We start from the raw sequence: 15,712 nt of genomic DNA on the forward strand, positions 1-15,712 counted from the left end.
TTATTTGATTGAGGCCAGCTGGTCATTTGCCGCTGTTTCTTTAGTGCCTTGTGGCTCTTTTGCTCCGGCAGGCTTAGTGCCATGTAATGATTTTACATAATTGGCTACATCAGCTATTTGTGTTGGCGATAATTGTTTTTCCCAGGTAGGCATCCCTTTGGCCAGTACACCATATTTGATGGTTTTAAACAGATCATTGATCTTGCTGCCATGCAGCCAGAAATCATCTGTAAGGTTTGGCCCCACACTACCTTGCGCGTGTTCGCCATGGCAGGCCTGGCAATTTTGCGCAAAGATCACCTGTCCGGCTTTTAATATCTCCGGATCATGAACAAGTTTTACCGTATTTTCATCTACCTGGTTGGCAGCCTTGCTCAGGTACAGTTTTTTAGCGATAGCTGCTTGCGCCATTTCTGTTTTGTATTCTTCGTATTGAAACTGGCCGGTGTGAAAAACCTGATAATTAAACATGTAACCCACTGCGAAAATAATTGAAGCATAAAACAGGTACATGAACCAGCCGGGAATAGGGTTATTCAATTCCTGAATACCGTCATAATCATGCGCTATCAACAATTCCTTTTCCTCTGCCATCGGCCTTAGCGAAAGCAGTTTATTCCACACCTCCCCTTTCGGCTTTTTCTCTTTTTTAGGTGGATGCATTTCGGCGCTGATCTGCGCGTTTGTATAACCTTCGGCCTTTAAAACAAGCCTGGTGAGTACATTGAACGTGCGTACGAGTACCAGCATGGCAATTATAATAAGCAACAGCATGGTTACGATAGCGCCATAGGCAAGGTAATTCTGTACATCACCTGCAATCAGGTTATCAGCCGATGCGGTGCCGGTTATCGTTATCAGGTAAAATATTAAAATTATACGGCAGTACTTCATAATTTCTTATGTTTTTGAGGTTCTTTGATCCCGTCATGCAGAGGCATATCACTCATGTGTTTAACGTGCTCCTTACGCAGTCTGATGAGCATAATGGTTACTACAACAAAAAATAAAAAGAATATACCTAAGGATATAAGCAGGTATCCCTGACTGGCGGTGATGTTTTCTGTGAATTGTTTAAACATGATAAGATTATTTATTAGCGGTTTTATTGGCTTTGATGTCAACACCTAACCGTTGCAGGTAAGCGATGATGGCGATGATCTCTTTATTGCTTTTTACCTTAATATGGTCTTTGGCCAGGTTATCAGAGATCCCTTTGGCCTGTTTATCCAGATCCTGGTTTGCATTGTTTTCATAGCCAGGTGCATAAGGCACACCCAGCGCACGCATAGCATTGATCTTTGACCGGGTAGTTGTGGTATCCAGCGTTTGTGAGATCAGCCAGTCGTAATTAGGCATGATACTGCCCGGCGACATCAGCCTTGGGTCCATCAGGTGATTATACTGCCAGGCGTTGCCGTACTTTTCACCCTCCCTGGCCAAATCCGGCCCGGTGCGCTTTGATCCCCATAAAAACGGGTGATCGTATACAAATTCACCGGCCTTGCTGTATTCGCCATACCGCTCGGTTTCTGACCGGAATGGCCTTACTGTTTGCGAATGGCAATTAACACATCCTTCTCTGATATAAAGATCACGTCCCTGTAATTCCAATGGCGTATAAGGTTTTACACTGGCAATGGTGGGGATGTTGGATTTGATGGTGAGTGTTGGCATCATCTCTATAAATGTGCCCACCAGGATCACCAGCAACGCGGCTATCATCATCTGGATAGGTTTACGTTCAAGCGTGCGGTGCCAGCTATTTTCTTTTACTACGGTGTTTGCCGGCGCCAATGGCATAGCCTGCGCAGCTTCATTAGCCATCAAACTACCTTGCATCATGGTGCGGGCCAAATTATAGGCCATCACAATAACCCCCAGCAGGTACATGGCACCGCCTGCAGAACGCATCATGTGCATAGGCAATATCTGCAGGGTGCTTTCCAAAAAGTTGGGGTACTTCAGCATGCCTTCTGCAGTAAATTCCTTCAGCATCAGGCTTTGGGTAAAACCCGCCCAATACAAAGGGATAGCATAAAATAATATCCCCAGCGTACCTATCCAGAAATGGAAGGCTGATAGTTTTTTGGAGAACAATTCTGTTTTATAGATGCGGGGAATAACCCAGTACAGGATAGCGAAGGTTAAAAAACCATTCCAGCCTAATGCACCTACGTGAACATGGGCGATGATCCAGTCGCTAAAGTGGGCAAAACCGTTTACCTGCTTTAATGATAACATAGGACCTTCAAAAGTGGCCATGCCGTAGGCTGTTAAGCCAACTACCATAAATTTCAATACCACGTCATCACGTACCTTATCCCAGGCGCCGCGCAGGGTTAATAGTCCATTGATCATACCTCCCCAGCTTGGCGCTATCAGCATAATGGAAAACGCTATACCCAACGATTGTGCCCAGCCCGGTAAAGTAGTATATAACAAATGGTGTGGGCCTGCCCATATATAAATAAATATAAGCGCCCAAAAATGCAGAATACTTAACTTGTACGAATATATCGGCCGGTTAGCCATTTTAGGCAGAAAGTAATACATCATACCCAAATAAGGTGTTGTCAGGAAAAAAGCTACGGCATTATGCCCATACCACCATTGAACCAGCGCGTCCTGTACTCCTGCGTAGATATAGTAACTTTTCCAGCCAGATACCGGTAGCTCCATAGAGTTAACGATGTGCAAAACTGCTATAGTAACAAACGTGGCGATATAGAACCAGATGGCTACATACAAATGCCGTTCGCGGCGTTTAAATATTGTACCGAACATATTTACACCGAATACCACCCAGATGAGGGTAATGGCGATATCAATAGGCCATTCCAACTCGGCATATTCATGAGAGGTGGTGAAGCCCAGGGGTAAGGTGATCACTGCGGATAGAATGATCAGCTGCCAGCCCCAGAAATGGATCTTGCTCAGCCAATCGCTGTACATACGCGCTTTTAAAAGGCGTTGCAGTGAATAATAAACACCCATAAAAATGGCATTACCCACAAAGGCAAAGATCACCGCGTTGGTATGCAATGGACGGATACGGCCATAGGTGGTATACTGGTTATTCATGTTCATGCCGGGGGCATACAACTGTATGGCGATGATAAGGCCTACCGTCATTCCTATTATCCCCCAGATAACGGTAGCAATACCAAAATCGCGGACTATCTTATTATCGTAGTAAAATTTTTCGGGCTGCATAGTTGTTTTTATGATATGGTAAAATTAGACGGCACAGGGCTGGTGAAGAATGATAAGTGTTGCCCTAATAAATGATAGGGGTCACTTTTCTGCAGGTGGTTCTTCTTCATCATCCAGCAGGATGCGCATAGATGGTGTATAGAGGTCATCATTTTGCCCGCTGCGCTGCGCCCAGAAAAAGGCGGCTAAAAAAAGTAGGGCCAGCAATACGCTGCAACCGATCAGGAAGTAAATAATGCTCATGCCAGTTTTCTTTTCCTGGCGGCAAAATGCGTAGCCAGGCTGGTGAAAGAGATGATGGTTACCGTGCTTAAAGGCATCAAAATAGCCGCTGTTAAGGGTGAAAGCCTGCCAGTAACAGCATAACTGAGCCCGATAAGGTTATACGTAAGCGATATCAAAAATGAAAAACGGATAATATTGATGGTATCTTTAGAAAACCGCAGAAATGCGGGCAGTTTATGAAAGGATCTGCCATCCATAATGGCATCACTGCCCGGCGAAAAGTTATTCACGTCATCCGTAATGGCAATGCCCAGATCGCTTTGTTTTAAAGCCCCGGCATCGTTAAGCCCGTCGCCCATCATCATTACCTGCCTGCCCTGCTGTTGCAGTGCCTGTACAAAGTCCAGCTTGCTTTGCGGCGACTGGTTGAAAAGCATGCTATCCCGCGCTTTAAAAAAACCGATAAGTTCTTCCCGCTCATGGTCCTGATCGCCCGATAGCAAAAACGTACGATAGGCTGGTTCGAGATTTTCTATATTATCCATGCCATCCCGGTACTGATGCGTAAATTCAAAAAAGCCAATCAGTTCCTCATCCAGCATCAGGTAAACTTTGCTTACCCTGTCTTCTATTTCTTTATAGCCCAAAACCAATTTTGAGCTACCTATGCGTAATCGGTGCCCGTCAATGGTTGCCAGGATACCCAGGTTAGGAATCTCGATATACCTGGTAATCGCCAGGCGTTGCTGGTTACCCAGGTACTGGCAAATCATCCGGCTTAAGGGATGCGTTGAATTGATACAGGCGCTATAAATAAGTAATTGCTCTTTTGCTGATAATAACCCATCTATTTTAATCTCTTTGCCACTTCCTGTCGTGATAGTGCCTGTCTTATCAAAAACAATGGTATCAATGGCTGCCATTTGTTCTACCACAGCTACGTTTTTGAGATAAAAAAGATTACGGTCAAATATGGAGAGCGCCGCCGACATGGTAAAAGGGGTACTTAAAGCCAGCGCGCACGGGCAGGCCACTATCAATACAGCTGTGAAAGCGGCAAAGCCACGCCTTACATCTGTTGGCAGCCAGAAAAGCAGAGAGCCAAAAGCGATAGCCAGCAGTACAATGGTAAAATATCGGCTTACCTTTTCGTTAAAAGTTTGCATCCGGTTATCCTTTTGCCGGGTGAATGCCTCATTGTTCCACAGTTGGGTTAGGTAGCTTTGATATACCGGTTTAACCACTTCCAGTTCAATCGCCTCACCGGTTTGCCGGCCTCCTGCGTAAATGACCTCGCCCAGCGTTTTCTTTATGGGTATACTCTCGCCGGTTACAAAGCTAAAATCAATCAGGGCCTCTCCTTTTAATAAAATGGCATCGGCCGGTATAATCTCGTTATGGCGAATGAGTATCCGGTGGCCTGTTTTTAATTGTGCAAGCGGAATGGGTTTGTTCAGGCTATCCTCGATAACATGAACCGCTACCGGGAAAAATGACCGGTAATCCCGCTCGAAAGAAATGTGGTGATATGTTTTCTTCTGCACCAGTTTGCCTACCAGTAAAAAGAAAACCAGCCCACAAAGCGTATCCGCGAAACCGGCACCGCTATGGGTGATAACTTCAAGACAGGTACGGATAAATAATACGGCTATACCCAATGCCAGAGGAAAATCAATGCCAAATACTTTTTTCTTCAGATTTTGCCAGGCAGCGATAAAATATCCACGGCCGCTATAAAAAACAACTGGCAGAATAAACAGGATGTTCAGCCAGCCAAAAAAATGTTTAAATGTAGTTTCATAATCAGATAACCCAAAATACTCCGGGAAGCTAAGCAACATCACATTACCAAAGCAAAAGCCGGCAACGGCAATCTTCTGTACAAGGTTATCCTTACTTAACCCGTTTTGTTTTTTGATGATATCCTGCAAACTGATGAGCGGTTCGTACCCTACATCATACAATAGCTCCACCACTTGCTGTAAGCTGATCTTTTGATGATCAAACCGGATATTCAACTGTTTTTTTAAAAAATCAACCCGGCTGTAATGAATAGCTGGGTTAATGCTGTTCAGCTGTTCCAGCAGCCAAAGACAGGAACTGCAATGTATGTGCGGGATATAAAAAGTTACTATAGTAATCTGGCTATCCGTATAATCTACCAGTTCATTGATAATATCTTCCGAACCTAAATAGTCAAAGCGTTTGTCTGTACGTGCCCTTGTAGCACCAGGATGGTCATTATAACTATAATAGTTAGCCATTTTACTGGCCGACAATATTTCGAAAACGGTTCTACAGCCATTACAACAGAAGTTTTTCTCCGACATAACATAAGCTGTTGTTAAACAATCATCGCCGCAATGGTAGCAGGCAATTTTCTCCATGATGGTATTTTGGGTCATCTTTTGAATTTTAATGCTCAAAGCTGCGGAGTTCCGTGTCTGCAAAGAGTGACCATTAATACCTCAAAATATGATCTTCATCAGTTTTACAAGCAGGAGAACCCCATAGTTTTGAAAATTGAAACGACTGATAAAAGCCGTTTCCTCATCTATTGTTATTTATCATGAGCCATACTTTTCATATTCCCGTTTTAGGTTTGGGTTATTCTATTGATACCCCGCTTAAAGTTGCCCGTTACGGCATAGCTTCCGTACTATCCATTGTAGACGATGAACTGATAGAACGCATGCGCGAATATCACTCGTTAGAAAATGAAAGGCCATTTATCCCTATCTCCAAAAAAGTAACAGATAGCCGGGCAAAGCGGATAACAGCCTACCTTAACCTGCTGCACAGCCTGGTTAGCGAACAATTCGATTACCTGCGCAGTCAACCGTTTGAAACCGGCAGTGATATCTGCCGTTATTTTGACCTATTGCCCGAGGGCTCACAGTTAAAGGCTGGTTACGACCTGATGATGGATTATCCGGAAGGCGAAAATAAAGCGCTGTTCCAACAGATTCTGCGCCGGATGATGATCAGGGGTGCTATTGATGTGAACATCATGTCGAAAGTTGACCGGATGAATTTTAGCGCAGCGGGAGAATATTTGGGGGACGAAAATACAGATGCGCAAGCCGCTTTGCGCGGGTTTGCCGATAGCAACCTGAGCTCCTCGGTTATTTTATCTGCCGGAATGAATCCTAAATTGTATAGTTACCTGGAAACCTTCGACGCTTTTTTTCCGGATAAAAACGGAGAGCTAAAGAAAAAGATCATTTTAAAGGTGAGCGATTTCCGGTCGGCATTGATCCAGGCTAAATTTCTGGCAAAAAAAGGCCTGTGGATATCTGAGTTCCGGGTAGAATCGGGATTAAATTGCGGTGGGCATGCTTTTGCAACCGAAGGTTACCTGTTGGGACCAATACTGGAAGAGTTTAAACAAAAACGAGCTGACATGATCACTGAATTATTTCAATTGTACCAAGCGGCTATACTTCAAAAAGGCATCACATCTCACACTCCTCCAAAACAAAAACTAAGCGTGCAGGGAGGTATTGGCACAGCCGAAGAAAACGATTTTTTAATAAAGCACTACCAGTTAGATGCTACCGGATGGGGCAGCCCATTCCTTTTAGTTCCTGAAGCAACAAATGTAGATGAAGAAACGCTGATGCAGCTATCAGGCGCACAGGAATCAGATTATTACCTGAGTGCCTCATCACCGTTAGGTATTCTGTTCAATAACTTTAAACAAGCCAGCAGCGAAAACCAAAGATTAGCGCGAATTGAAGCCGGCAGGCCGGGCAGTCCCTGCACCAAAAAATACCTTTGTACCAATACCGAATTTACCGTTCAACCCATTTGCACCGCTTCCAGGGAATACCAACGTTTAAAGATCAATCAGTTACAAGCATCAAACCTCGCCCCAGAAGGATACCAGCAACAATATGACGCCGTAACTGAAAAAATATGCCTTTGCGAAGGTCTGTGTTCATCAGCCTATATTAAATATAATATCAGCAAACCTAAAGAAAACAAAGCGGTGGCCATTTGCCCGGGCCCTAACCTCGCTTATTTTAACAGGACCTACTCTTTAGATGAAATGGTGAAACACATTTACGGCAAACTCGATTTGCTGGACCAGGTTAAACGGCCGCACATGTTTGTTAAAGAATTAAACCTATATATTGATTATTTACAAACCGACCTGCAAAAACACCTAAAAGAGCTGACAGATAAGAAAATAAAACAGTTCAGCAAATTTAAAGATCAGCTTGTAAGCGGTATAGCCTACTACAAACAACTTTTCAGCGAATTACCCGACCAGACATCAGCGCTGATGCAAGCGCTATATGCAGATCTGGGTATCGCTGAGCATAAGCTTGACGACACACTCATTTAACCCCGCTCCATCAACTATCTCACAACAAAAAATGACACCCGATAAAGGTGTCATTTTTTTTGTGGCTGATAACTTATACTATTTAGTAGCGGGAAATACCAATAAAGGCACAGCAATATGCCCGGCCATTTTTTCGCAATGACCACTCTTCAGCAGTTTATAAAAGAAGCTGTGTGGACGATGTACCATCACCAGCATATCTACCTGTCCATGCTCACATAACCAGCTCAGGCCAGTTTCCATGTGGCTATTTTTTACACTACGGTAATAGATATGCGAATAATTTGCTTTGTTAGAAACGTCGGTCATAAAGTGCTTAATTGTTTTTTCCAGGTCCTGTAATTGTGTTTGTTCATTATAAATATGTGTCAGCAGAATCTCCGCACCCAGTAATTTGGCCAGCGGTATGAGATGGTATAAACATTCCAAATCGCTTTCGGGATGTGTAAAATCTGTAGCGAAAGCGATTTTCTTTATAGGTAAAACCTGTGTTTCCGGCGAGATGAGCATTAATGGTTTGGTGGTATTATTGATCATATTGCTACTGTGATTACCTAATAAAAACTGACTCAGCCCACTGCTGCCATATGTTCCCATCACCACGAGATCAATTAATCCATTGCTGATCTGACTTTGAACTACATCGGTTACCGTGCCAGATTCATTTTTGCAACTAATCACTGGTTTAAACCCTTTTTCCTGATCCGCGCTTTCGAGATGTTTTTTTAAGTATTGCAATTCTTTTGTACTATCCATCAATAATTCATCAGATTCCTCCATCGGCCAGACAACCAAACCCGATTGGGGCATTTCTGCAGGTACAATTACTGCGTTACACAAAATGATATTAGCTTTGATTTGTTTAGCAATACTATATCCGTATTCAGCAGCATGCCTGGCATTCGCCGAAAAATCAGTAGCAACAAGAAATGTTTTCATGGTTTTAAGTGATATTTATTACCGTAAAATTGGGTAAAACACCGCGGTATAATTATGACCTTGGTCATTACCTGGTGTGATGTTAAGCTTAATAGCTATGCCGGCGAAAAATAAGTCTAATCTCATTTTTTGTTAAAATGCATAACGTTGATGATGAAGACGATCTGCATGAAATACAGGCAGATGACGATCTGGGAGAACTTGATGCAGAAGGTAAATATCCGGCAACACCTGATTCGGACAACGATTAGGTATTATTTAGTCTATGAAAACTGCTCAACTAATGGCAGTGTAAACCAAAAGGTACTTCCTTTACCTATTTCGCTGTTTACCCCTATTTGTCCATTATGTCTTTTGATGATCTCCGCGCTGATATACAGTCCTAATCCCAAGCCAGAATATTGGAGTCCGCTACTATCTACCCGGTAATAGCGGTCAAACAAATAAGGCAGTTTTTCAGCAGGAATCCCTGGACCTTTGTCGCTAACAGATACTTTAACCATATCCTTTATTTTTTCGATGCTGATGTGAATTTCTTTAGCACCAGGAGCATATTTGATGGCATTATTCACAAAATTAACAACCGCCTGCTCAATACGATCAGCATCGGCATATGCCATCAATTCTTTATCTCCTTTTGTAATAATGGTATATTCACCGGCAACACGAATATGCTGGCAGCAATCGGCAATAACATCTGCTATAATAAAGGAGGTTTTATTTAAATGAAGCTGTCCTTCGTTCAGCTTATTGGTATTTAACAAATTTTCAATAAGCGTAGTTACTCTTTCCATGCTTTTATTGGCCTGTTCAATTAGCGTAGGCAGCATTTTATCTGGGTTATCCTTCATCCGTTTAAGTAACTGCAACGAGGCTTTCAGCGTAGTGATCGGGGTTTTAAGCTCATGGCTGGCAATGCTCATAAAATCATCCTTCTTTTTCAATAACTCTTTGGTTGCCTGATCCAGTATTTTCTGCACGGTTATATCAAGCGAGGTACCCACTAAACGATAGGCAATACCCTCTACATTAAAATAGGCTTTACCCCTGAATTTTATCCATCTAACATTTCCATCAATAGTTTCAGCTGTCCGGAATTCCTCTTCATAACCACCATGATTGATACCCTTTAAAGCAAGCTGGAGTACCTTCTCAATATGATTACGCTCTTCTTCATGAATCATCGCTATAAAACGGGCATAATCAATCTTTTCACGCGGTAAAAGGCCAAACATTTTATTACACCGGGAGTCAGCTATCAGCTCACCGGTCAGAGGATTATAGTCCCAGGTACTTAACCCGGCGGCATCAACCGCCAGCTTTAACCGGTCTTTGCTTTCATGAAATAAGAGTTCTATTTCGGCCAAACCTTCTTCTATTTTCCGTTGATCGGTAATATCTTCAATATCCAGTAAGATCAATTGTCCGCCATTTGTTTTATCAAGCTGGCGTGCGTTTAAACTCATTACCCTGCGCCCTATAGATGGAAATACGTGTATAACTTCAAAATCAATAACCACTTTTTTTTCTGGAAGGATGCTTTCCAGCAAGTAGCGCAGTTCAGGAATGTTCCACTGTCTATTACCAAGGTCAAAGAAATACTTTCCTTCTGTTTCCTTCTCATTTGCCGATACAAAACTTACTAAATATATTTTCCAGCAGATCATCTGTAGTAACGGCTCCCGTTATTTCGCCGAGGTAATGCAGGGCTTGTTTGATGTCCATCGATAAAAAATCTGAGGTTATACTGCCATCAATTCCGCCAAGCACCCTAATCAGGGCCTCTTCGGTTTTTTGCAGGGCCTCCAGGTGCCGGATATTGGTTACCAGAGTTTCGTCGCCACTTAATTGATCTTTAATGGCGGCGCTGTAAATTTTATTTTTCAGATCATCAATATGCAGCTTTTCTTTTGCCGAAATGAAGAGGGTTTGAGCGCCCGGAAGCCCGGAGGTTTGGAAGAACGTTTTAATGCTTTCTGTTTTGGCCACTTGATTTAAAAGATCCATCTTATTGGCAACCATCAGCATGGCAATACCGGGGCCCTGCAAGCTTTCCAGATCACTTTGGAGTTCTTCGGTAGTTATCTGCTCGGCATCAAAAACATAGATCAACAGGGCCGACTGGCTGATCTTTTCCATGGTACGCTGTACCCCTATTTGCTCAATGGCATCCGTAGCTTCACGGATCCCGGCGGTGTCTATCAATCTAAAATTAATGCCTTGTATGTTCAATACCTCCTCAATAGTGTCACGGGTGGTACCGGGTATATGACTCACAATGGCTCGTTCCTCGTTCAAAAGAGCGTTTAACAGGGTTGATTTACCGGCATTTGGTCGGCCGGCAATTACCGTATTAACCCCTTGTTTAATAGCGTTGCCCAATTCAAATGATTGTATTAAACGACCAATTACGCGGGTAATATCAATGATCAATTGTTTTAATTGATCGCGGTTGGCAAACTCCACATCTTCCTCGGCAAAATCAAGTTCCAGTTCAATAAGCGATGCAAAATTCACCAATTGCTCGCGCAGGGTTTGCAGTTGATTGCTGAACCCGCCCCGTAGCTGCTGCAAGGCCACCTGTTGGGATGCTTTAGAATTAGAAGCGATCAGATCGGCCACAGCTTCGGCTTGCGACAGATCGAGCTGGCCGTTTAAAAATGCTCTTAACGTGAACTCCCCGGGTTTGGCCGAACGTGCCCCTTTTTTGATGAACAGTTTAATGATCGACTCAATAATATAACCCGATGCATGGCAGGAAACCTCTACCACATTTTCGCGCGTGTATGATTTGGGTGCTACAAACAGTGAAACCAGTACCTCATCCAAAATCAGGTCGCCATCAACAATATGCCCGAAGTGTATGGTATGAGATGCCTGCTCTGTCAGATCCTTACCCTTCCATACGCTGTTTGCTATCGTGATAGCATCCAGTCCCGAAAGACGGATCACGGCTATAGCGCCGATTCCGTTTGGTGTGGCAAGGGCTACTATGGTTTCATTATTTGTCATTGAATCATTTATTATTAAGTCATTTCAATAGTTTGCTAACTACCAAAGTGCAAAAGTAAAACAAATTAACATGAACTATTAACCGCCGGCCATGAACTACTTTTCAATGACTTAATTGTTTGAACCTGAATTTTCAGAATTTACAAATTAACAGAATACCCCAATGAACCATTGAACCAATAAACAAAACTCTTACCTTGCGCTCACAAATTATGGTAACTTTTTTTGAAGCTTCGCTCGATACAATTTCGGTACATCATGTTGGCAATCAGTCGCAAAGCGAGATGTATTCCCTATCAGATCACCCTCTTGAACTGAAGGATGATATTATCCCTAATCTGCTGATGCAGTATTTTTTAAAGCCTTTTGAAAAAACCAACGAGGTTTATCACCTCATGCACAGCAGCGGCGAACTTAATCTTAACGAAATTCATCACTTTGCCACACAGGTATTTGAGGATAAGGAGAAGTTTCACGAGGCATCTGAGCAGATTGCCAAACACTTATATAAAATAACTACCCACCCTAACATTAAAGGCGGCGAACTGTATGTGGTTTATTTTAACAAGGTACAAATAGAAGGTAACCCGCTGGATGCCATTGGTATATTTAAGTCGGAAAACAAGGAAACTTACCTGAAAGTTTACCCTGACAAAGGTGGTTTCCAGGTTGATTATGAAGAAAATGCCATCAATATTAACAAACTTGACAAAGGTGTACTAATATTCAACATTGAAAAAGAAAATGGCTATAAAGTGGTGGTTATCGATAAAACAAATGGAGGCCAGGATGCAGCCGTTTACTGGAAGGATGAATTTTTGCAGCTCAAAATTCGTAACGACAGCTTTAACCAAACCAACAATACACTGGGCATTTACAAAAACTTTGTAACCCAAAAGCTCGACGACGAGTTTGAAATGAGCAAAGCCGACAAGATAGATCTGCTTAACCGTTCCATGAAATATTTTAAGGAAAAGGAAACCTTTGATATGGATGAGTTTACCGGCGAAGTGATTGGCAATCCGCAAGCCATTGAATCATTCAAAAACTTTAAGAACCAGTACGAGCAGGAGTTCGACAGTCCTATTGCCGATACTTTTGAGATATCTGATAATGCCGTTAAAAAACAGGCCAGGGTTTATAAAAGCGTATTGAAGCTTGATAAAAACTTCCACATCTATATCCACGGCGACAAGGAACTCATTGAAAAAGGCTTTGATGATGGTAGGGCAATGAACTATTATAAGGTTTATTTTAAGGAAGAGGCGTAGGTTAATTATTTAGTAAAGACTTACGAAGTTTTAAAAACTTCGTAAGTCTGATATATTGAGAACACTCTCAATCCACCTCAACCAAACTCCCCACTCCATAAGTAACCGGCTCAACCCTTTTCAAATGGATATTGCTTACTGGTTTTACCACCAGTGGTATTTTCTCTATCCGGGTTTCGCTGGTATCCAAACCAAAAGCTTTAGCCTCCGACTGGGCCAATTTCTTGATGGCGAAATAACTGTTCAAAATAAATGCCTCGCTCACGCTGAACAGGTTATTATACGACAGGAATTTCTCCATGATCACAAACCTGAAATCGGCAGCAATTTTATATTTGTTTAAGGATTCGTACTGACTGGTGATATCGATCTCCTTACGCTTCACCATATCCTCCACCACATTGCGGAACAGCACATTCACCCTCGGCTGTATCCTGAAACCCAAACGGTATTCAACACGGATCACCTTGCCGGGTTCAATCTGGTCAACACTGTACTCCATGGTATAAGGTTCATCGGTACGTTCAATATGCACAAACCAATAGGTATCGGCACGTTTGGGACGACGGCTCATAATGGAGTAAATGATCTTCTCTTCTATCTGCTTGCCGTTGTTGGCCTTGGTAAGGTAAATTAGGTGAGTCGCATATTTATTAACGGTGGTATCGGCACTCAAGGCATTCAACAGCGGCAGTTGTTCTTTTATATCTATAAAATTCAGGAAACGGTTATTGATCTTACGGGCTTTAAACCAAATGTACATGGTGAATATCAACCCAACTTCAAACCCAACAAAGAATAATCTTTTCAATATTTTAACCGCGTTGGCTACAAAAAACGAGAACTCAACCGTTAAAAACACGCACAATATAATGGTAACCAACCAAACCGGCCAGTGCTTTACATAGCGCATAAAGTAATACATTAAAATGGTAGTGCTCAGCATAGCAATGGTGATACTGAAACCATAAGCAGCCGTCATGGCGCTGGAAGTTTTAAAGTACAACGACACCAGGATGCAACCTGCACACAAGATCCAGTTAATGCTGGGGATATAAATTTGTCCGCGTATGTTTGATGGGTATTTTATGGTGATACGCGGCCAAAAGTTCATGCTCACGGCCTCGCTGATAAGGGTAAATGATCCACTGATCAAAGCCTGACTGGCAATTATCGTTGCAAGAGTAGCCAATGCAATACTCGGGATCAGGAACTGATGCGGAACTATCTCAAAGAAAGGATTTACACCGGTAAAGTTTTTAGCGGGCCCTTGCGAAAGTACCCAGGCTCCCTGTCCAAGATAATTTAATATAAGTGTGGTTTTTACAAAGATCCAGCTTACCTGTATGTTTTTACGCCCGCAATGGCCCAGGTCTGAGTACAGGGCTTCTGCACCCGTGGTACACAAAAATACGGCACCTAACAACCAGAAGCCTTGAGGATGGTCCATCAGCAACTGAGCACCATAGTATGGATTAAGTGCCTTAAAAATAGTAGGGTAATGAGCTACCTGTATGGTTCCTAAAACGCCCAGCATTACAAACCACATGAGCATAACCGGCCCAAATGCCGAGCCTACCACTTTGGTACCAAACTGCTGAAAAAAGAAAAGGAGTATAATAATGCTGATCACAATAATTAAAATGAGGTTATTACCGGGAATAATAACGCTCGAAAAAGCAGGCACCAGGTTTAACCCCTCAATAGCCGACGTTACCGATATAGGTGGGGTAATAATACCATCGGCCAGTAAAGTACCTGCACCTATAATGGCCGGAATGGCCAGCCATTTGCCGTACCGCCTAACCAGGGCATACAACGAAAATATCCCCCCTTCACCTTTGTTATCAGCCTGCAGGGTTATTACAATATATTTAAAAGTAGTTTGCAGGGTAAGCGTCCAGAATATACAGGATATTGAGCCTAATACCAGGGCCGGGTTCACCTTGCCGCCCTCAACCAGTAAAGTTTGAAAAACATACAAAGGGGATGTACCAATATCGCCAAAAATAATACCGAGGGTAACGATCATACCCGCGAAAGTGAGCTGCTTAACGTGCGAATTCATTTAATGAGATAAACTAATAGGGGATTTAAAAAAGAGGTATTGTTGCTGCTTTGAAGCTTTTGCCATCCAAATTAAATCGGGGACTACAGCAATAGGGGACAATACCATCATACATTGATTTTTGTTAATAAAATCCTCTTAGCAATACATGCACCTCATGGCTTGATTATTTATTAAAATACTCTATTACAATAGATTAATTAAAAATATACGTAAAATTAAAGACTTAAAAACCTATCATTTTGATAGGTTTTATCATAATGATAGCCTTAGGAGGGATGGAGTTTTCAGTGAGTTTTTAATTAAAACCCCGTCATTGCGAGGTACGAAGCAATTCCAAACTGCACAGATCAGATTTACAAAGTCACTCTGTAAGCCGGGGATTGCTTCGTTCCTCGATTTCTATGATCTAAGCAACTAATTTGAGATAATTTTTTTCATATTTTCTATTTTGTCTTACACAGGAGAAAATACGTTGTACAAGTTTATTTCTTACAGCGTTTATGACACTCATTTTATTCTTCTTCTCGACGTTGACTTTCCTTTCGTAATAAAGCCTTAACTCATCATTATACTGAATGGCTACTAATGCAGCCATGTGCAAAAGTGTTTTTACTTTTTTATTGGCCA

General features: G+C 42.4%; 11 protein-coding genes and 1 pseudogene. 2 read left to right on the top strand and 10 right to left on the bottom strand.

The window, feature by feature from the left end; genetic code table 11:
- From AC1DRQ_RS03410 to AC1DRQ_RS03430, 5 genes are all read right to left on the bottom strand, one after another.
- Nucleotides 1-894, bottom strand: a complete 894-nt coding sequence (locus tag AC1DRQ_RS03410) for a cbb3-type cytochrome c oxidase N-terminal domain-containing protein (RefSeq protein WP_477422208.1) — start codon at nucleotides 892-894, stop codon at nucleotides 1-3.
- Nucleotides 891-1,082 (bottom strand): hypothetical protein, encoded by a 192-nt coding sequence (locus tag AC1DRQ_RS03415; RefSeq protein ID WP_429397962.1) that lies wholly within the window; start codon nucleotides 1,080-1,082, stop codon nucleotides 891-893. The genes AC1DRQ_RS03410 and AC1DRQ_RS03415 overlap by 4 nt, the downstream gene beginning before the upstream one ends.
- A 7-nt stretch (nucleotides 1,083-1,089) precedes the next feature.
- Complete coding sequence (ccoN, locus tag AC1DRQ_RS03420; protein ID WP_477422209.1) at nucleotides 1,090-3,216, bottom strand: cytochrome-c oxidase, cbb3-type subunit I; 2,127 nt, start codon at nucleotides 3,214-3,216, stop codon at nucleotides 1,090-1,092.
- Nucleotides 3,217-3,297: 81 nt separating this feature from the next.
- Entirely contained in the window at nucleotides 3,298-3,459 is a 162-nt protein-coding gene (gene ccoS, locus AC1DRQ_RS03425; protein ID WP_477422210.1) for a cbb3-type cytochrome oxidase assembly protein CcoS, read from the bottom strand.
- A complete protein-coding gene (locus AC1DRQ_RS03430) occupies nucleotides 3,456-5,846 on the bottom strand; it encodes a heavy metal translocating P-type ATPase (protein ID WP_477422211.1) in 2,391 nt (796 codons plus the stop codon). The genes ccoS and AC1DRQ_RS03430 overlap by 4 nt, the downstream gene beginning before the upstream one ends.
- A gap of 164 nt (nucleotides 5,847-6,010) precedes the next feature.
- Here AC1DRQ_RS03430 and AC1DRQ_RS03435 point away from each other — a divergent pair, with 164 nt between their 5' ends.
- A complete protein-coding gene (locus AC1DRQ_RS03435; protein WP_477422212.1) occupies nucleotides 6,011-7,792 on the top strand; it encodes a hypothetical protein in 1,782 nt (593 codons plus the stop codon).
- A gap of 78 nt (nucleotides 7,793-7,870) precedes the next feature.
- Here the strand turns inward: AC1DRQ_RS03435 and AC1DRQ_RS03440 are convergent, their stop codons facing one another.
- The 3 genes from AC1DRQ_RS03440 to mnmE all read right to left on the bottom strand — a co-directional run bounded on the left by AC1DRQ_RS03440 (nucleotide 7,871) and on the right by mnmE (nucleotide 11,743).
- A complete protein-coding gene (locus AC1DRQ_RS03440; RefSeq protein WP_477422213.1) occupies nucleotides 7,871-8,731 on the bottom strand; it encodes a universal stress protein in 861 nt (286 codons plus the stop codon).
- Between the two features lie 263 nt (nucleotides 8,732-8,994).
- Nucleotides 8,995-10,398 (bottom strand): sensor histidine kinase, encoded by a 1,404-nt coding sequence (locus AC1DRQ_RS03445; protein WP_477422214.1) that lies wholly within the window; start codon nucleotides 10,396-10,398, stop codon nucleotides 8,995-8,997.
- Nucleotides 10,352-11,743, bottom strand: a complete 1,392-nt coding sequence (gene mnmE / locus AC1DRQ_RS03450; RefSeq protein ID WP_477422215.1) for a tRNA uridine-5-carboxymethylaminomethyl(34) synthesis GTPase MnmE — start codon at nucleotides 11,741-11,743, stop codon at nucleotides 10,352-10,354. The genes AC1DRQ_RS03445 and mnmE overlap by 47 nt, the downstream gene beginning before the upstream one ends.
- 212 nt (nucleotides 11,744-11,955) lie before the next feature.
- Here mnmE and AC1DRQ_RS03455 point away from each other — a divergent pair, with 212 nt between their 5' ends.
- Nucleotides 11,956-13,014 carry a nucleoid-associated protein gene (locus AC1DRQ_RS03455; protein ID WP_477422216.1) on the top strand — a complete coding sequence of 353 codons (1,059 nt, stop codon included), beginning with the start codon at nucleotides 11,956-11,958 and terminating at the stop codon, nucleotides 13,012-13,014.
- Nucleotides 13,015-13,081: 67 nt separating this feature from the next.
- Here AC1DRQ_RS03455 and AC1DRQ_RS03460 read toward each other — a convergent pair whose 3' ends face one another.
- On the bottom strand, nucleotides 13,082-15,082 hold the full coding sequence (locus tag AC1DRQ_RS03460) for a KUP/HAK/KT family potassium transporter (RefSeq protein ID WP_477422217.1): 2,001 nt from the start codon (nucleotides 15,080-15,082) through the stop codon (nucleotides 13,082-13,084).
- Nucleotides 15,083-15,491: 409 nt separating this feature from the next.
- Nucleotides 15,492-15,712, bottom strand: a pseudogene (locus tag AC1DRQ_RS03465) (hypothetical protein); the annotation flags it as partial.

This window comes from Mucilaginibacter sp. P4_E8, assembly GCF_056401495.1.